The organism is Bradyrhizobium sp. NBAIM01 (assembly GCF_020194115.1).
Classification (GTDB): Bacteria; Pseudomonadota; Alphaproteobacteria; order Rhizobiales; family Xanthobacteraceae; genus Bradyrhizobium; species Bradyrhizobium yuanmingense.
Genome location: NZ_JADYVU010000001.1, coordinates 214,708 through 231,950, shown reverse-complemented (window position 1 = coordinate 231,950; position 17,243 = coordinate 214,708). Strand labels below are relative to the sequence as shown.

The 17,243-nt window shown below is 64.0% G+C and carries 15 protein-coding genes; 10 read left to right on the top strand and 5 right to left on the bottom strand.

The window, feature by feature from the left end; genetic code table 11:
- From I6F31_RS00985 to I6F31_RS00965, 5 genes are all read left to right on the top strand, one after another.
- On the top strand, nucleotides 1-1,395 hold the full coding sequence (locus I6F31_RS00985) for a hypothetical protein (RefSeq protein WP_225184540.1): 1,395 nt from the start codon (nucleotides 1-3) through the stop codon (nucleotides 1,393-1,395).
- Nucleotides 1,392-2,543: a Gfo/Idh/MocA family oxidoreductase gene (locus I6F31_RS00980; protein WP_225184539.1), complete on the top strand. Its 1,152-nt coding sequence runs from the start codon at nucleotides 1,392-1,394 to the stop codon at nucleotides 2,541-2,543. Before I6F31_RS00985 ends, I6F31_RS00980 begins: the two co-directional genes overlap by 4 nt.
- A 129-nt stretch (nucleotides 2,544-2,672) precedes the next feature.
- Nucleotides 2,673-3,863, top strand: coding sequence for a dihydrodipicolinate synthase family protein (locus I6F31_RS00975; RefSeq protein WP_225184538.1), 1,191 nt, complete (start codon nucleotides 2,673-2,675; stop codon nucleotides 3,861-3,863).
- Nucleotides 3,863-4,726, top strand: coding sequence for a sugar phosphate isomerase/epimerase family protein (locus I6F31_RS00970; RefSeq protein ID WP_225123670.1), 864 nt, complete (start codon nucleotides 3,863-3,865; stop codon nucleotides 4,724-4,726). Before I6F31_RS00975 ends, I6F31_RS00970 begins: the two co-directional genes overlap by 1 nt.
- Nucleotides 4,727-4,873: 147 nt before the next feature.
- Complete coding sequence (locus I6F31_RS00965; RefSeq protein ID WP_225184537.1) at nucleotides 4,874-5,083, top strand: hypothetical protein; 210 nt, start codon at nucleotides 4,874-4,876, stop codon at nucleotides 5,081-5,083.
- A 197-nt stretch (nucleotides 5,084-5,280) separates the two neighbouring features.
- Here I6F31_RS00965 and I6F31_RS00960 read toward each other — a convergent pair whose 3' ends face one another.
- From I6F31_RS00960 to I6F31_RS00950, 3 genes are all read right to left on the bottom strand, one after another.
- Nucleotides 5,281-8,652, bottom strand: coding sequence for an adenylate/guanylate cyclase domain-containing protein (locus I6F31_RS00960; protein ID WP_225184536.1), 3,372 nt, complete (start codon nucleotides 8,650-8,652; stop codon nucleotides 5,281-5,283).
- Nucleotides 8,653-8,689: 37 nt separating this feature from the next.
- The gene (locus tag I6F31_RS00955) at nucleotides 8,690-9,076 is read right to left on the bottom strand and encodes a nuclear transport factor 2 family protein (RefSeq protein WP_050995959.1); all 387 of its coding nucleotides are present in this window, start codon (nucleotides 9,074-9,076) and stop codon (nucleotides 8,690-8,692) included.
- Nucleotides 9,077-9,175: 99 nt separating this feature from the next.
- A complete protein-coding gene (locus tag I6F31_RS00950; RefSeq protein ID WP_225185118.1) occupies nucleotides 9,176-10,675 on the bottom strand; it encodes a Spy/CpxP family protein refolding chaperone in 1,500 nt (499 codons plus the stop codon).
- Between the two features lie 197 nt (nucleotides 10,676-10,872).
- On the opposite strand from I6F31_RS00950, the gene I6F31_RS36420 reads away from it, so the two are divergent.
- Entirely contained in the window at nucleotides 10,873-11,034 is a 162-nt protein-coding gene (locus I6F31_RS36420) for a hypothetical protein (RefSeq protein ID WP_276573181.1), read from the top strand.
- A 268-nt stretch (nucleotides 11,035-11,302) separates the two neighbouring features.
- Here I6F31_RS36420 and rocD read toward each other — a convergent pair whose 3' ends face one another.
- Complete coding sequence (rocD, locus tag I6F31_RS00940) at nucleotides 11,303-12,517, bottom strand: ornithine--oxo-acid transaminase (protein ID WP_225184535.1); 1,215 nt, start codon at nucleotides 12,515-12,517, stop codon at nucleotides 11,303-11,305.
- A gap of 231 nt (nucleotides 12,518-12,748) precedes the next feature.
- A complete protein-coding gene (locus I6F31_RS00935; RefSeq protein WP_225149925.1) occupies nucleotides 12,749-13,969 on the bottom strand; it encodes a cytochrome P450 in 1,221 nt (406 codons plus the stop codon).
- Nucleotides 13,970-14,074: 105 nt separating this feature from the next.
- Between I6F31_RS00935 and I6F31_RS00930 the strand changes: the two genes are divergently transcribed.
- From I6F31_RS00930 to I6F31_RS00915, 4 genes are all read left to right on the top strand, one after another.
- Entirely contained in the window at nucleotides 14,075-14,617 is a 543-nt protein-coding gene (locus I6F31_RS00930) for a phosphonopyruvate decarboxylase (RefSeq protein ID WP_036004713.1), read from the top strand.
- Nucleotides 14,614-15,204, top strand: coding sequence for a thiamine pyrophosphate-dependent enzyme (locus I6F31_RS00925; RefSeq protein WP_225184534.1), 591 nt, complete (start codon nucleotides 14,614-14,616; stop codon nucleotides 15,202-15,204). The genes I6F31_RS00930 and I6F31_RS00925 overlap by 4 nt, the downstream gene beginning before the upstream one ends.
- A gap of 135 nt (nucleotides 15,205-15,339) precedes the next feature.
- On the top strand, nucleotides 15,340-16,041 hold the full coding sequence (locus I6F31_RS00920; RefSeq protein WP_063822469.1) for a TetR/AcrR family transcriptional regulator: 702 nt from the start codon (nucleotides 15,340-15,342) through the stop codon (nucleotides 16,039-16,041).
- A 1-nt stretch (nucleotide 16,042) separates the two neighbouring features.
- Nucleotides 16,043-17,236: an efflux RND transporter periplasmic adaptor subunit gene (locus I6F31_RS00915; protein WP_036004727.1), complete on the top strand. Its 1,194-nt coding sequence runs from the start codon at nucleotides 16,043-16,045 to the stop codon at nucleotides 17,234-17,236.
- Nucleotides 17,237-17,243 lie beyond the last annotated feature (7 nt).

The window sequence follows — 17,243 nt, the reverse complement described above, 5'->3', positions numbered from 1 at the left end:
ATGTCCCCCCGCCTGAAGCTGCGAGACATCGCCTTCTTCGAACGTCCCGTGCAGTTCGCGCGGCCGTTCCGCTTCGGTGCGATCACGATCAACGCGACGCCGCAGCTGTTCGTGCGGGCCGAGATCGAGGTCGAGGGCCGGGGCACCGCCGTCGGTGCCAGCGCCGAGCTGCTGGTACCAAAGTGGTTCGACAAGCGGCCGGAGCTGTCGCCAGCGCAGACGGTGGACGAGTTGCGTCGCTCGCTGGAGATCGCGCGCGGACTCTATCTGGCACGGACCGGCTTCCAGACGGCGTTCGATCTGCATGCCTCCTGCATCGGTGCCCAGATCGCGACCTGCGCGAAGAAGAACATTCCGGCGCTGGCTGCTGCCTACGGCCCCGCGGAGATCGACAAGGCCATCCTCGATGCGCTGCTGCGCGCGATAGGTACCAGCTTCTTTGAAGGAATGGCCGCGAACATCGCCGGCATCGACGCGCGGCTTTCTCCTGACCTGAGCGAGCGGGACATCAGGACGTTTCTCGCCGGCCGGGTGCCGCTGGCGCGTGTTGCCATCAGGCATACCGTCGGCCTTGATGATGTCGTCGAGGGTGAGGGCGGCGTTGCCGATCCACGCGAGAATACCGGAGCACGCTATTTCAAGCTCAAGCTGTCCGGCGATCCGGCTGCCGATGCGGCGCGGCTCGCCCGGATCGGCAAGCAGCTCGACACGCTTGGACGCGACTACAAGGTGACGCTCGATGCCAACGAGCAGTATGCCGATCTCGCCGCGTTACAGGCGCTGATGGACGGGCTCAATCGCGACGCCGCGCTGCGCCCGATTGCCGCGCGCCTGCTCTATGTCGAGCAGCCGATGCCGCGCGACATTACGCGGCGAACGCCGCTCGGCGCGCTGGGCACACGCGGCTTCATCATCGACGAAGCCGACGATTCCTACGACGCGTTCCCGGCAGCACGGGCGCTCGGCTATCGCGGCATCTCCTCGAAATCTTGCAAGGGACTTTACAAGTCCATCATCAACGCCGCGCGTGTGGCGAAATGGAGCGCGCAAGGCGAAGCCTTCTTCATCACTGGTGAGGACCTCACCTGCCAGGCCGGCCTTGCCGTGCAGCAGGATCTTGCGCTCGGTGCCTTCATCGGCGTCACCCACGCCGAGCGCAACGGCCACCACTACGTCGATGGCTTCGGTGAAACGCCCATAGCAGAAGCTCAGGCCTTCGCCGCCGCGCATCCCGATCTCTATGCCGATGCCAGGCGGGGTATCCGGCTCTCCATTCACGACGGCGATCTCCTGACGGGATCGCTTCATTGCGCGGGCTTCGCCTCGTCGGTCCATCCGGACTGGTCGGCATTGCGCCCGCTCGCCCAGCCAAGATCTCAGGAGCAATTGGCATGACCACCCAACGCCTCGGCCTCATCATGAACGGCGTCACCGGCCGGATGGGGCTCAACCAGCATCTGATCCGCTCGATCGTCGCGATCCGCGACCAGGGCGGCGTGCGCCTGAAGAACGGTGACCGTGTCATGCCCGACCCGATCCTGGTCGGCCGCAGCGCCGACAAGGTCGAGGCGCTGGCCAAACGCTACAACATCACGCGCTGGACCACCGATCTCGATGCCGCGCTCGCCGACAAGAACGACACCATGTTCTTCGACGCCGCGACGACGCAGGCCCGTCCCGGCCTGCTGACCCAGGCCATCAACGCCGGCAAGCACGTCTATTGCGAGAAGCCGATTGCGACGAATTTCGAGGAAGCGGTCGAGGTCGTGAAGCTCGCCAATGCCAAGGGCGTCAAGCACGGCACGGTGCAGGATAAGCTGTTTCTGCCGGGGCTGAAGAAGATCGCTTTCCTGCGCGATTCCGGCTTCTTCGGCCGCATCCTCTCGGTGCGCGGCGAGTTCGGCTATTGGGTGTTCGAAGGCGGCTGGCAGGAGGCGCAGCGGCCGTCCTGGAACTATCGCGATGAGGATGGCGGCGGCATCATCCTCGACATGGTCTGCCACTGGCGCTACGTGCTCGACAACCTCTTCGGCAACGTCCAGAGCGTCAGCTGCATCGGCAACACCGACATCCCCGAGCGCTATGACGAGCAGGGCCAGAAGTACAAGGCAACTGCGGACGATTCCGCCTACGCCACATTCCAGCTCGAAGGCGGCGTCATCGCCCACATCAACATGTCCTGGGTTACGCGCGTCTATCGCGACGATCTCGTCACCTTCCAGGTCGACGGCACGCTCGGCTCGGCGGTCGCGGGCCTCACCGACTGCATGATCCAGGCGCGGCAGGCGACACCGCGCCCGGTGTGGAATCCCGACGAGAAGCGGCTGCACGACTTCTACGGCGACTGGCAGAAGCTCCCGGATAACGTCACCTACGACAACGGCTTCAAAGAGCAGTGGGAAATGTTCATCCGCCACGTCTACGAGGATGCGCCCTACAAGTTCACGCTGCTCGAAGGCGCCAAGGGCGTGCAGCTCGCCGAATGCGCGCTGAAGAGCTGGAAGGAGCGGCGCTGGATCGACGTCGCGCCCATCAACGTTTGAGGTCAGCCGGATAATCCCGATGTCTACTGAGCCGTCATTGCGAGCGAAGCGAAGCAATCCAGAATCTTTCCGCAGAGGCAGTCTGGATTGCTTCGCTTCGCTCGCAATGACGGGGAGAGGTTCGAAATCATGAACAAGCCCGTCCAACCAATGTCATCCCTGTCGCTGAAGCTGCCCAAAGCCGATCGCTCGATCGAGACCTATCGGCTCGCGGCCTCGCGCACGTTCCCCGCAAAGCTCGAAGGGCCGCTGAACCGCATCGCCTTCTCGGCCGTGCACACGGTCGCCGATCCCTTCGCCGACAACGATCCCTGGCTGTCGGTTGCGGTCGACTGGGACAAGACCATCGCCTTCCGCGAGCACGTCTGGGACCTCGGCCTCGGCGTTGCCGAAGCCATGGACACCGCGCAGCGCGGCATGGGGCTGGACTGGCCGACCTCGCTGGAGCTGATCACGCGCTCGGTCGGCGCCGCCAAGCGGCGCAACGCGCTGGTGTTCTCCGGCGCCGGCACGGATCATCTCGCAGTGGAGGACGCTGGGAGCCTCGACGACGTCATCCGCGCCTATGAAGAGCAGATCTCGGCGGTGGAGAAAGTCGGCGGCCGCATCATCCTGATGGCCTCGCGCGCCCTCGCAAAACTCGGTCGCAATGCCGACGATTACGCCAAAGTCTATGACCGCGTGCTTTCGCAGGTCCGTGAGCCCGTGATCATCCACTGGCTCGGCGACATGTTCGATCCGGCGCTGGCGGGATATTGGGGCACGAGGGATCTCGACAAGGCGATGGACATTGCCGTCGGCATCATCAACGGCAACGCCGCCAAGGTCGACGGCGTCAAGGTCTCGCTGCTCGACAAGCAGCGCGAGATCGACATGCGCCGGCGTCTGGACAAGCGCATCAAGATGTATACCGGCGACGATTTCAACTACGCGGAGCTGATCGCCGGCGATAGCGAAGGTTTTTCACACGCGCTTCTCGGCATCTTCGACGCGATCGCGCCGGCGGCGTCCTACGCGCTGTCGCGGCTGGCGGCAGGCGACGAAGCTGGCTTCCACGACGTGCTGGGCCCGACGGTGCCGCTGTCGCGTCATATCTTCAAGGCGCCGACGCGGTTCTACAAGACCGGCGTCGTCTTCATGGCCTACCTCAACGGCCACCAGGATCACTTCACCATGGTCGGCGGACAGCAGAGCACTCGTTCGACGTTGCATCTCGCCGAGCTGTTCCGTCTGGCCGACCAAGCCGGTCTGCTCGCCAACCCTGAACTCGCGACGCAACGGATGAAAACCGTGCTCGCCACCCACGGTATCGAATCCTGATGCGCGATTTTTCGTCCGACCACCGCTGGCTGTCGCTGAACACGGCGACCGTCCGCAAGCAGGGTGACCTCGTCGCCATCATCGAGGCCTGCGCGAAGCACGGCATCCGAGCCATCGATCCCTGGCGCGACCAGGTCGCGAACGTCGGTCTCGACCGCGTCGCGCGCGCGGTGCGCGAGGCTGGCCTTGATCTCTCAGGCTATTGCCGCGGCGGCATGTTCACCTCGGATGTCTCGCGCCGGGGCGAAGTGCGCGACGATAACAGGCGCTGTGTCGATGAAGCCAAAGCACTGGGCGCGCCCTGCATCGTCCTCGTCGTCGGCGGCCTGCCGCAATATTCGCGGCCGGGCAGTGAGGCTTCGAAGGATCTGGTGGCAGCGCGCGGGCAGGTCGAGGAAGCGCTCGCTGACATGCTCGACTACGCGAGGCAAGCCAAGCTGCCGTTGGCGATCGAGCCGTTGCATCCGGCCTATGCGGCCGACCGCGCCTGCGTGAACACAACCAAGCAGGCGCTCGATATCTGCGACCGGCTCGACCCCGGCCGCACCGGCATGCTCGGCGTCGCGCTCGACGTCTATCACATCTGGTGGGATCCGGAGCTGATGGACCAGATCGCACGCGCCGGCCGGGACCGCCTGCTGGCGTTCCATGTCTGCGACTGGCTGGTGCCGACCAGGGACATCCTCAACGACCGCGGCATGATGGGCGACGGCGTCATCGACATCAAATCGGTGCGTGCAGCGGTCGAAGCGCAAGGCTTTGCCGGCTATTCCGAGATCGAGATCTTCTCCAACGAATGGTGGGGCAAGCCGATGGACGAGGTGCTGAAGACCTGCATCCAGCGACATCGGACGGTGGTGTAGTTGCCTCGAGTGTCTCGTGAAAAGTCAGACGATTGCGCTATCATTGTTTTACCGTCGAATCCCGGACTATCACTCGTCAATTCGATCTGCGAAGCTCTGCCGACACAAATGCGCTTGCGACCAAGCAGGCGCGGAGGGAGGTTCGCAGTGGAGAAAGTGCGACGCTTGCGTGCGATGAGCTCACTGTGCCGTCAACAGGCCGCGTACAACAGCATGAACAAATGGAAGCTGCTCGCAGAGGCAGAATACTGGGATCATCTGGCTGACCTCGAGCTATCTTCCCATTTCCAACAATGCAACGCCATTGGCTTGAATGAGGTAGAGCAGCCTCAAGCGATCACAGATGCGAAGTACTGAGCGGAAGACGATTTCCGCCGCGTGAGGAAAGGCCGTGTACTCATAAAAGGAAGGTCGGGCTGATCGTCCAGAGCAGCACTGCCTGTGACCCACAGCGGAATTGCCTCGTGTTCAGACCCAATAACGCAAGTACAGGGTTGCCGTATTACCCGTGTGCTCGTTGTACGGCAACGTCTGAAGCTTGAAAAGGCGCGCGATCATGATCGGGAAAGCTCCTCCATGAGCGCCTTGGCGGAACGAAGATCCGGCGTTTCGAACCCTTCCGTAAACCAGCCGTAAACCGAGCCAAGAAGGCACCGCGCGTCGGCTATCCTACCCTGGTCGTGCCAAAGCCGAGCCAAACTCATTGCGGCACGTAATTCAAAGGACTTTGCGCTCTGGCTTTGGGCGACCTTGAGTGCAGTTTGCAAACACCCCTCGACCTCGTCAGCTGGAGCACCACGAATCCGGTGCAGCTCGCCATCGATGCATGCAAGTTCTGCCTCCCACATATGTTCGTCGCTGCGCGCGGCAAGGACCTTTGCTTCGGCAAGGGCAGCGACGCCGTTGTCGTGGTCACCTAAGTGGAGGTAGGTGGCCGCGAGCATCCATAAGTACCGAACCTGGTACCAACTGGCTCCGAGCCTGTTCCGCTCGTTCAGACTGAGGCGCATGAGCGCCAGGCCGCCCTCCACGTTGCCCTCTTGGGCCATGGCCCAGCCCCGCAGGATGAGGCCGCTCTCGCGCCAATAGTTCAAGCTGTTCTGATCGGCGAGATCGATGATGGACTCGGCGTGCGCTTTGACGGCCGCCACGTCACCCATTAGCTCCGCAGTGGCCGCCCCGCCATAGACCTGCACATGCGCGGTAAGGTTCGTCTGATTCAACTCCATGGCGTATTGGGATGCGGCACGGCTAGTCCGCTGAGCCTGTTCGGGGTAACCTAGAACCCAAAGCACAATCGCCAAGTAGGGTAGCGCCGAGGCCTTTGGGTCATGTACGTAGTGCACAGGTGGCGGCCGATGCGCCTCCGGCTGATAGCGACTCAAGATCGTTTCGAACTCCGAGCGTGCGGTCAGAAACTCACCGGCATGCATGGCGGTTAGCGCGGCCAGACGATGCACAGCTAGTTCCAGCGCTGTGTCACTGGTGCGCTCGGCGGCGCGCTGGGCCTCGGCAACGAGGCTCTGCATGGCAGCAAAGTCGCCGCGCACGAAGTGGAAAATGAATTTGCCGCTAAGGGTGGAAAACAAGGCGCCCGTGTCGTCGAGTTCATAGCAGAGCGCATGAGCCCTGCTGAAGGCTGTGCCAAGCTGCGGAGCCGTGTATCCGTGAATGGCAATCAGTGGACCTCCGATTGCTGTTTGCAGAGCGAGCTCCTGGCGATCGCGCTCCGGCCCTTGTGGATTGGACCTGAGCGCCTCCAGCCCCCTTGTGAGATGAGTGATCGCTTCGAGATTTGCGGAACGCCCAGCCGCAATGCGGCCGGCCCGCAGCCAATAGTCCACCGCCTTTCCTGCCAGTCCACCCTCGGTGAGATGCAGAGCGATCGTCTCCGGCTCCGCCTCCGCACGGGCAGGGTAATGTTGTTCGAGAGCTGCAGCTATGCGGGCATGGATCTGCTGCCGCTTGCTCTTCAGGAGACTCTCGTGCGCGATGTCCTGCACCAGCGCATGTTTGAAGCTGTAGCCAACATTCGGAGGTACGCCACGACGGAATATCAGTTCCGCGGCCAATAGGTCATTGAGAGCATGCTGGAGCGCGTGCTCGTCGAGCGCCGTTACAAGGCGCAGAAGATCGTGTCCGAATTCGCGTCCGATGCAAGCTGCAATCTGGGCAACTTCCTTGACCGGCGCCAATCGATCAAGCCGGGCCATCAAGGAGTCCTGCAGCGTCGTCGGGATCGCCAGCGGCGGTAATGGGCCGATCAGCTCATAACGGCTGCCGTGGTCTTTGAGCAGCCCGGATTCGACGACGGCTTTGGTGAGCTCCTCGACGAACAACGGCACGCCGTCGGTCTTGGCCAGAATCTGCTCAAGCACCTCCTGAGGGAGTGTTTTGCCGCCCGTGATCCGGTCAACGACTGCCGCCCCTTGCCGACGTCCCAGCCGGCTTAGAAAGAGCGCTGTCACATGTCCATGACCCGTCCAGCGCGGAATGAACTCGGGCCGGAAGGTAACGATCATCAAAATTGGAAGTCGCTGCACCTCGTCGACGAGCCGATCGAGGAATTCGAGCATAGTAGGGTCCGCCCAATGGACGTCCTCGTAGACGGCAAGCACTGGCTGTCTTGCCGCTAAGCCTTGTATCTGTTCCAGAAGGGCCTGGAAGGTTCGCTCCTTCTTCTGGTGCGGACTGAGTGCGAGAGGCGGGTATCTCTCCCCGGTCGGGATTGCCAAGAGATCCGCGAGAACCGGCGCGCTCTCATGCACATCGTCCGCACCAAGCGCGAGCATGGCCTCGAGTTTATCGAGCTGTTCGTCGGAAGCGTCCTCCCGCCGTATTGCCGCTGCCCGTTCAAGGAGGCCAACGACGGGATATAGAGCGGTGTTGGTATGAAATGGTGAACAGAAATGACTCAGCGGCGTGTGCGGCACACGGGCGACCTGGTCGCGTAAGGCTCGCACGAGCCGCGACTTGCCAATGCCGGCTTCGCCGCCGAGCAGGACGATCTGTCCTTCCCGCTCCTTTGCCTGCTCCCAGCGGTCCAAGAGCAATGCAAGTTCTTCATTCCGTCCGACCAGTGCGGTCGTTGCCATGCCGTGCTGGGCCTCGAACCTGCTCTCTGCTGCGCCTTCACCAATGACCAGCCACGCCTGCACCAATTCCGGGAACCCCTTGAGAGGCACTCTGCCGAGGTCGTGGTATGTGAAAGCTTCTCCGAGTAGGCGGCGCGTTGACTCGGCAATCACCACGTCACTGGGCTCGGCCAAACCCTGCAGTCGGGCTGCTAAGTTTGGTGTTTCGCCGATGACTGCGCGCTCGCGGGCCTCTCCCTCGCCAATCAACTCGCCGACGACGACGAGACCCGTTGCGATGCCGACGCGAGCGGCGAGCGCTGCACCACTGGGTTCGGTAAGCGATGCGACCGCCTTGGTCACCCGAAGCCCAGCGCGAACGGCGCGCTCCGCCTCATCTTCGTGCGCCCGCGGCCAGCCGAAATAAGCGAGTACGCCATCGCCCAAGAACTTGGCTATGTGGCCTTCGAATCGGTCGATCTCGCCGACCACGGTGTTGTGGTAGGCCTGCAAGAGGTCACGCAGCTCCTCGGGATCGCGCCCTGAAGCAAGTGCAGTCGAGCCGACCAGGTCGACGAACATGACCGTGAGCTGTCGACGCTCCGCGTCCGAAGGGATCGATGGCTTCACGTAGCCGGTAGGGCGATTGGCCTCGACCGCCACCGGGGTGATCGGCGCAGCGAGTGCATGGATTGCTCTTAGCACAGCCTTGCGCGGGCCGAGTGGCAAGCCAAGCTCCCGCAGGTCGGCTTCGGTCAGTTCTGGCAAAACCTCGGACGTGATTTCAGCGTCACAAAAGGTCTTTATGTAGCGCTCCAGCCCAAGACCGCGAAGCCATTGCGCGATATCCACGAGAAGCCTCCTCGTGCCGGATCAGGCGACGGTCAGCTCAATTGAAAGTATGCAACTTCAGCTTCAGCGAACCATCTTCCTGTCGCTCAAACACGTGGGTTGCGATGCCGCCTGCAGGTTGGCGGGTGCCATCCGGTGTCTTACCGTTGGCGCTCCAATGGGCCGTGCCGTAGACGATCTTCTCATCTCCACCGGTGTCGATGACGACCAACCTGTGATCGGTGAATCCGCTTGAAAACAGCCCAGCAAAGAAGCTCTCGATCTCTGTCGGACCGGATATCACTTGATGCGTCGGCGGCAACAATTTGGCGTCTGGCACGTAAGTCGCCGCGATAGCCCTGGCATCTGCTTTGTTGAATGCTGAATCCCACGCGGCGTACGCCGCAGCAATGTCGTGTTTTATGGAGGAAGCTAAGGCTGTCATGATCCCTCCCTCAATCGCGGGCTTGCTTTCGTTGGAGAACGATTACGTCACCTGACGTCGTTCGACCGCTGCAGATTGCAACGAGGGAACGCGACGCCCTCATTGGGCTGCGAACTGTTGCAGCCTGTTGAAGCGCGCCTTCTGCTCGCTGCTCAGCGTGGCATAGAACTCGTCCAGGGCGGGTTCGACCAGCTTGGCGGCCGTCAGCATGGCCTCGAGCCGATGCTGCATCGTCTCCAGCCGTCCGACAGGTGTCAGCGGCGCATCGTTCGGACAGGCCGCCTGTAGGCCCTCAACGCCCTTCGCCGTCGCTTCGCTGAGGCGGTCGAGCGCCTCCTTCTGCTTGCCGGCTGGGTGGAGCACAGCCTCGATCCTCTGGATCGGCAACTGCGTCAGCCCGGACTTCGGATCGCCACAGCCCTCGCTACTCGCCTCCTGCTGCTGCGGCGAGCGCTCGCCGACATTGGGGCCAAGCGCGTTGAAGCGGGCCTGCTGCTCGTCACTGAGCGAGTTGTAGAAATTCTCCAGTGCCGGTCGAACGATCTTGACGGCTTCAAGCGTCGCGCTGATGCGGTTCATCATCGCGCGCAAGCGGCCAGGGGGAGTCAGTGCATAAGTCTCCGCGCAGGAATCTTTGAACACACCGGCAGCGTTGGCCGCCGCGGTCTTGAGCTCGTCCAGCAATGCGCGTTGCTCCGGCGTCGGCCGCACCGCCTGTGCGATATCGGCAAGCGGCCAGGCGGTCACGCCCTTGTCCGGCGTGGCACACAATTGCTGAAGCGTCTGCGGGCTCACGCTGGCACGCTGGCGCGCGCGGTAGCCGCCGCCGGCTTGAGGGTAGTCAGACGAGTTGGTGCTGGCATAAGCGGAGTAGGGGCCGTCACCGCCCCAGAACACGGTGTCGACGAAGTCGTCATAGGCGTACGCCCAATATCCGGGCTCGTAGCCATAGGACCAGAATGTGTAGTTGAAGATGTCGGAATAGGCGTAAGGCCAGAACACGGGCCCAAGCCAAGCCACGAACACCGCGGGATGACGGTGACGCCAGGCCTGCCGGGGTGCCCAGCCGCTTTGGCGCGTGACGAGAGCCGCTTGGGTCAGCGCAGTGGACTGCTCGCGGAAGCGTTCCGCAAACCGTCCGCGCTCGGCGGCCTGCGCAGCGGCTGCAAGTGCCGGAGCGCGCTCCGCCGGAGCCTGCAGCCCAAGCCGCTGCTGGCGCGCCAGGTCAATTTGCTGCGCGCGCTGCTCTCGGCCAAGCAAGCGGTTTTGCGCCTGGAGCATTCGCTGCTGCGCCCGTTGCGCTTGAACGCCTTCGGGCTTTTGCGACTGCAATTGCTGCACCCGCTGCTGCAGGCGTTCGATGCGGGCCTGGCGCTCCGTCGTCTGGCGCGACAGCATGTCGCGCTGCCGCTGCTCGACGTGCTGCGAGCGCTGTTGCACGCGTTGCTCGCGCTCAAGAAGACGGCTCTGCGACTGCAGCAGCCGTTGCTGCTGTTGCTGCGCCCTTGCGCCTTCCGGTTTCTGCGATTGCAGTTGCTGCACGCGCTGCTGCAAGCGGTCGATGCGGTCTTGGCGTTCCGCGGATTGGCGCGAAAGCATCTCACGCGGCGGTCCCGAACGCTCGCTCACGGCCGGGGGTGCACTTGGGCGCGAAGGGGCGGCGATCTGCGGCGTCGGCCGCGGCGCCATCGCCGGACGTTGCGGCGCTGCCGGCGGGCGCTGGATTTCGCGCCGGGGCGCTGCCACCTGCGGGGCGGCTCGGGGGGCACTGATTTGTGGGGTCGGACGCGGTGGCGGTGAGGCGATGTGGGGCGCCGGACGTGGCGCCATCGCCGGTCGCTGCGGCATGGCTGGCGGCGCGGCGGGACGCGCCATGGCTGGCGGAGCCGCCGGACGCGCCATGGCTGGCGGAGCGGCCGGACGTGCCATGGCTGGCGGTGCTGCTGGACGAGCCATAGCCGGTGGTGCTGCCGGGCGGGCCATGGCCGGTGGTGCTGATGGCGGCGCTGCGGCTGGTCCTGGTGGTCCTCCACCCCGTCCGTGTCCGAGAGGTCCCTGGGCTGGCGCGCTCGTCGTCAGCATCGAGACGCCAACCAAAACAGCCGTCAGGCAAACGCCACGCGGAAGCATGATCCTAGCTCCCAACTCGTAATCGCCCACGACTTTCAACGCACAGACTGTGGAATCGTTCGTCCTTGGCCACGGCCGGCATTGCGATCTTCCGTCTCAAGAGAAATCCTGCGTCAGGATCGCGGCGAACCGCTCCAGCGCCCAGTCGACCTGGTCGCTTGTGATCACGAGCGGCGGGGCGATGCGGATCGTATGCTCATGGGTATCCTTGGCGAGGATGCCCTTGCCCTGAAGCGCCTCGCAATAGCGGCGTGCCAGCCCGGCCTCGGGATGCAGCTCGACCGCCAGCATCAGGCCGCGCCCGCGCACCTCGCGGATCGTATTGGCGCGAATGTCCTTCAAGCCCTCCAGAAAGCGCGCGCCTTGCCTCGCCGCGTTCTCGATCATGCCTTCCTCGACCAGCACGCGCATCGCCGCGCGGGCCACGGCGCAGGCAAGCGGGTTGCCGCCGAAGGTGGAGCCGTGCTGCCCGGGTCGCAATGTCCCGAGCACGTCGTTGTTCGAGAGCACGGCCGAGACCGGATAGAAGCCGCCGGACAGGGCCTTGCCGAGCAGCGTCACGTCCGCCTCAATTCCCTCGTGCTGTTCGGCGAGCAGCTTGCCGGTGCGACCGAGCCCGGTCTGGATCTCGTCGAGCACCAGCATCACGTTGTTGGCGGTGCAGAGCTCCCGGACCTCAGTGAAATAGCCGGCCGGAGGAATGACGACACCGGCTTCGCCCTGGATCGGCTCGACCAGAAAGGCGACCGTATTTGGGGTGATTGCTTCCGCAAGCGCCGCGGCGTCGCCGAACGGGATGACCTTGAAGCCCGGCGCGAACGGCCCGAAGTGTCCGCGTGTCTCGGGGTCGGTTGAAAAGCCGACGACGCCCAGCGTGCGTCCGTGGAAATTGTTGGCACAGACGATGATCTCGGCCTGGCCGTCCGGCACGCCCTTCACCTCGTAGCCCCATTTGCGGACCGACTTGATCGCGCTTTCGACCGCCTCGGCGCCGCTGTTCATCGGCAGTACCTTGTGGGAACCGGTGAGCGCGGCGATCTCCTCGTAGAACAAGGCGAGCTGGTCGTTGTGGAAGGCCCTCGAGGTGAGCGTCAGCCTGTGCGCCTGTTCGACCATCGCCGCCAGGATCTTGGGGTGGCAGTGGCCCTGGCTGACCGCCGAATAGGCGGACAGGCAATCAAGGTACCGGTTGCCTTCGGTGTCCCAGACCCAGACACCTTCGCCGCGCGACAGGACGACCCCGATCGGCTCGTAATTATGGGCCCCGAAGCGCGCTTCTGTTGCGATGAAATCAATGACCGACGAGCTCATCTGCCGTCACTCCATTGCAGCGTGCGGGGGCGTCAATCGACTGCACCGGCGGGTCGCGCCCAAATGAATGTGGGTATCGGTTTGTCAGCTCGGAAGCCTTGATGCGCCGATGGCGCGGCGCGGCCTGATAGTCCCGAAATGTCAGGTGGTTCTGCCGGGCCACAGGGCACCGTTCCGCGACCCAGGCTCTACTGTGCATGGGGTTGTTTTCGCAGTTTGGTTGCCGGCCCCTCAGCCAAGCGCGCAGGGCACGCTCAAAAAGCCGCGGAACCGCACCCGTCCGCCGCGCACCGGCTGACCGCTGACGGCATAGTTCGGAAAGCGCGCCAGGAAGCGCGAGATCGCAATCGCCCCCTCCAGCCGCGCCAGGGCCATGCCTGCGCATTGATGCGCGCCTGTGGCGAAGGCGAGGTGCCGGTTCGGCGTGCGCGCGATATCGAAACGTTCGGGGTCGGGAAACTGCGCGGGGTCGCGATTGGCAGCCCCGATGCACAGCGTCACCGACGTGCCGGCATCGAGCATGACGCCGCCGAGCTCGACCTTCTCGGTGGTCATGCGGTTGCCGAGCTGGTTGGAGCTCTCGTAGCGCAACATCTCCTCGACCGCAGTCTTGATCATGTCCGGGTTCTCGATCAGGCGCTGCTTCTGGTCGGGATGGCGGTCGAGCGCCACGAGGCCGTTGCCGATCAGGTTGGTGGTGGTCTCGTGGCCGGCATTGAGCAGGAAGATGCAATTGTGCAGAAGCTCCTTCTCGGTCAGCCGCTCGCCGTTCTCTTCCCCCTGGATCAAACGCGTCAGCACGTCGCGCTCGGGATTGCCCGGCTTCGCGCGCCGCCGCGACACCAGCGTCTGCAGATAAGCGAGGAAGTCCGCCACCGCCTTGTTGCCGCGCGCAGCTACTTCGGGCGACACTACGGGTTCGAGAGCACCCAGGATCGCCAGCGACCAGTCGCGCAGCGGCCCGCGCTCCTCGTGAGGCACGTCGAGCAGGTTGCCGATCACCTCGATGGGAATCGAAGCGGCAAAATCCTCGATCAGTTCGCAAGCGCCCTTGGTTTCGATGGCATCGAGCAGGCCGTCGACCAGCTTGATCAGGTCCCCCTCCATGCTGGCGATCGCGCGCGGCGACAGCGCGCCCATGATCAGGCGGCGGACGCGGGTATGGGACGGCGGATCGTTGAACACGAGGCTCGTGGTGTGGTGCTCGTAGAGCGGGGTGTCGCCGTATTTCGGCGCGAACTCGCGCTTCTTGTCCGAGCTGAACGACTTGGTGTTCTTGTAGGTGGTGACGAGATCATCGTAGCGGGTCAGGAACACGGTGCCGTTGCGCAGGCGCTTGACCGGCTCGTTCTCCCGCAGTGCACGATAGGTCGGATAGGGGTTGTCGTAGAACTCCGGCGTCAGCTTCTCGAGGTCGAAGCTTGCGGCCAGCGCCTTCGCATCTGCGTTCATCCCGTTATACTCGCCGGTTAAAGCCGATATGCCGTTTTTGTTGTTCTGGTCGGCGCATGCATGCGTCTACAGTCTTCGCACACTGCTAGCCGACCGGACAGGAAAATGCACGCACGCGCTGACGCTGCCGACACGGCGCCGAACTGGCCCGACGATATTTTCGCGACCCTCCAGCGCTTCGACGTCCGGCAGGTGCCTTACGTTCCGGACGCCGGTCATTCCAAGCTGATCCAGCGCGTATTGGCCTCCTCCACCATGCGCGGCATTGCGCTGACGACGGAGGAGGAAGGCGTGGCGCTGCTCGCCGGCGCCTGGGCCGGCGGACAGCGCGGCGTGCTGCTGATGCAGTCGAGCGGCGTCGGCAATTGCATAAACATGCTGTCGCTGATCCCGATCCTGCGCTTTCCGTTCCTCACGCTCGTGACCATGCGCGGCGAGTGGGGCGAGTTCAATCCGTGGCAGGTGCCGATGGGCTCGACCACGCAAGGCGTGTTCGAGCTCTCCGGCGTCAAGGTGCTGCGCGCCTCGCACGCTGCCGAGGTGCCTGCCGTCTTGGAAGCGGCCGCGGCGCAGGCCTACAACGCGCTGACGCCAACCGCCGTCCTTCTGTCGCAGCGCCTGATCGGCGCCAAGGTTTTCACCAAATGAGCAAGGCCAATCTCCTCGACCGCCGGCAGGTGGTGTCCACGTTGCTGGCGAACCGCAAGAACGTCGTCGCGATCGGCGGCCTTGGCGCTTCCACCAACGACATGTGCGCCGCCGGCGACCACGCCCGCAACTTCTACCTCTGGGGCGGCATGGGCGGCGCCGCGATGATCGGGCTGGGTCTGGCGCTGGCGCAGCCGAAGCTGCCGGTATTGGTTATCACCGGCGACGGCGAGATGCTGATGGGCATGGGCAGCCTTGCCACCATCGGCCTGCAGAAGCCGGCCAACCTCTCGATCGCAGTGCTCGACAACGAGGCCTATGGCGAGACCGGCGGCCAGACCAGCCACACCTCCGGCGCCGCCGACCTCGTCGGCATCGCCAGGGCTTGCGGCATTAAGGACAGCCGGGCTGTCACGACCATGGCCGAAGTCGAAGCCTTCGCCAAAGCCGTCCACGACGTCTCTGCGGGTCCGCGCTTTGCCAATGTGAAGATCGACAGCGCCGGCCTGGAGCGGATTCTGCCGACGCGGGACGGGACCTACATCGTCAACCGGATCCGTGCTGACCTCGGCTTCCAGCCGATCTAGGCGGTCCGTCCATCCCCGAACGCCTGCACGCGGGCCGTGCAGGCTCGACCAATTTCCATTGATTCTAGGTCGCACGCAGGTTGCGATGCAACATAGTGCTTGACTCCTGCGTGGGTGAGTGCTTACTCACCCAGCATGAGCTCATTGCGTATGACGAGCGACCTGAGGCGTCAATTGATCCTCGGCGCCGCAAAGCGCTGCTTTGCCCGACACGGCTATAACGGCACCACGACCAAGAGCGTGGCGGCCGCCGCTGCCATTTCTGAAGCGCTGTTGTTCAAGCATTTCCCGTCCAAGGCGGCGCTCTACGCCGAGATCCTCAGCGACGAATGCGAGGCGGATCCCGCTCTGATGGAGCTGCTCGAGCGCGAGCCGTCGACGGCTACGCTGGTCGAGGTGATCCGCGGCATGGTCGAACACTTCCTCCAGATCGCCGACGGTCCCGATCAGGAAGAGGCCCAGCGCCTGCGGCTAATGGCCACGAGCCATTTGGATGACGGCGAATTCGCCCGATTGCTGTATGCCAAGATCGAGACGCTGATCGGCGCTGTCTTCGTCGCCTCGCTCGAGCGTGCGGTTGCGAGCGGTGACGCGCGGCCCTGCGCTGGCGATCCGCTCAACCTGTTCTGGTTCGCGCATCATGCGGTGATGACCGCGGCGCTGACCAGGCTGCCGGCCACGCCCTGTCTTGCTTACGGCAGGGCGACCGACCTGGAGCGGCAGCTCTGTGAGTTTCTCCTGAGGGGTATCGGACTTAACGACGCCGCAATTGCTTCGCATCTGGGCCGCAATCAGGCCGCGGATGCGAACCGGGCGGCGATTGCAGAAAGTGCATGACATGAACATCGTGGCCGAAAACAAGATTTCGGGGCAACCGATCGACAACAAGGCTCCCAAGCGTCCGGTCCGGCCAGTGCGCTGGTTCATCATCGTTGGCACGCTTCTGGCCGTGCTCGTCGGAGGGCTCGTCTGGTTCAATTACTTCCGCGGCCAGATGATCAAGCAATTCTTCGCCAACAACAAGCCGCCGCCGACCGCTGTCAGCGCGGCCGAGGCGAAGTCCGAGGTGGTGCCGAACCTGCTCACCGCGGTCGGCAGCCTCGTCGCCGTGCATCAGGTCGACGTCAGCGCCGACGTCAACGGCCGTGTCACCGCGATCAAGTTCGAGCCGGGCACGCGCGTCGAGGCCGGCACGCCGCTGGTGCAACTGTTCGACGCGCCCGAGCAGGGCGATCTCGCCAATTACAAGGCGCAAGCGACCGTCGCGCAGCTGTCGCTTGAACGCGCCAAGCAGCTGGCCTCGCGCCAGTTCGGTCCGCAGGCGACCGTCGATACCGCGCAGGCTGCCTATGACCAGGCCCAGGCGGGCATCGCCAAGACCGAGGCGTTGATCTCGCAGAAGCTGGTGCGCGCGCCGTTCGCCGGCGATCTCGGCATGCGCAAGGTCGAGGTCGGCCAGTATCTGACCGCCGGCACGGCGATCGTGTCGCTGACCGATCTGTCCGAGCTGTGGGCCAACTTCACGGTGACGGAAAAGGATTCCGGCAGCCTCAAGGTCGGCCAGGTCGTGCGGTTGAAGGTCGACGCCTATCCGGGCCGCACCTTCGAGGGCAAGATCACCACGATCGAGCCCCAGATCTCGACCGATACTCGCAACATCCGCGTGCAGGCCACGATTGCCAATCCGGAGAAGATTCTGAAGCCCGGCATGTTTGTCACCACGACCGTGGTGCTGCCGGAAAAGCCGGCCGTGATCACGGTGCCTGAAACGGCAGTCGATTACACGCTGTACGGCGACTCGGTGTTCGTGATCACCGAGAAGAAGGAAGAAGACGGCAAGACCAGCCTGTCGGCGGTGCGCACCTTCGTGCAGACCGGCAACCGGGTCGAGGGTCGCGTCGAAATCGTCAAGGGCCTGAAGGTAGGCGACAAGGTCGTCGCTCTCGGCCAGCTCAAGCTGCAATCAGGCGCGCCGGTATCGATCTCGACCGATCCGGCCCCGCAGATCCCGGCGCAGCCGCCGCGCTACTGACAATATC

Bases quoted from the DNA above. Each gene is read 5' to 3' on its own strand.
- I6F31_RS00935 (WP_225149925.1), bottom strand. From the start codon at position 13,969: ATGAACGCAGATGCGAAGGCGCTGGCCGCAAGCTTCGACCTCGAGAAG.
- I6F31_RS00950 (WP_225185118.1), bottom strand. From the start codon at position 10,675: ATGCTTTCGCGCCAATCCGCGGAACGCCAAGACCGCATCGACCGCTTG.
- I6F31_RS00920 (WP_063822469.1), top strand. From the start codon at position 15,340: ATGAGCTCATTGCGTATGACGAGCGACCTGAGGCGTCAATTGATCCTC.
- rocD (WP_225184535.1), bottom strand. From the start codon at position 12,517: ATGAGCTCGTCGGTCATTGATTTCATCGCAACAGAAGCGCGCTTCGGG.
- I6F31_RS00955 (WP_050995959.1), bottom strand. From the start codon at position 9,076: ATGACAGCCTTAGCTTCCTCCATAAAACACGACATTGCTGCGGCGTAC.
- I6F31_RS00975 (WP_225184538.1), top strand. From the start codon at position 2,673: ATGAACAAGCCCGTCCAACCAATGTCATCCCTGTCGCTGAAGCTGCCC.
- I6F31_RS00930 (WP_036004713.1), top strand. From the start codon at position 14,075: ATGCACGCACGCGCTGACGCTGCCGACACGGCGCCGAACTGGCCCGAC.
- I6F31_RS00970 (WP_225123670.1), top strand. From the start codon at position 3,863: ATGCGCGATTTTTCGTCCGACCACCGCTGGCTGTCGCTGAACACGGCG.
- I6F31_RS00915 (WP_036004727.1), top strand. From the start codon at position 16,043: ATGAACATCGTGGCCGAAAACAAGATTTCGGGGCAACCGATCGACAAC.
- I6F31_RS00925 (WP_225184534.1), top strand. From the start codon at position 14,614: ATGAGCAAGGCCAATCTCCTCGACCGCCGGCAGGTGGTGTCCACGTTG.
- I6F31_RS00985 (WP_225184540.1), top strand. From the start codon at position 1: ATGTCCCCCCGCCTGAAGCTGCGAGACATCGCCTTCTTCGAACGTCCC.
- I6F31_RS00980 (WP_225184539.1), top strand. From the start codon at position 1,392: ATGACCACCCAACGCCTCGGCCTCATCATGAACGGCGTCACCGGCCGG.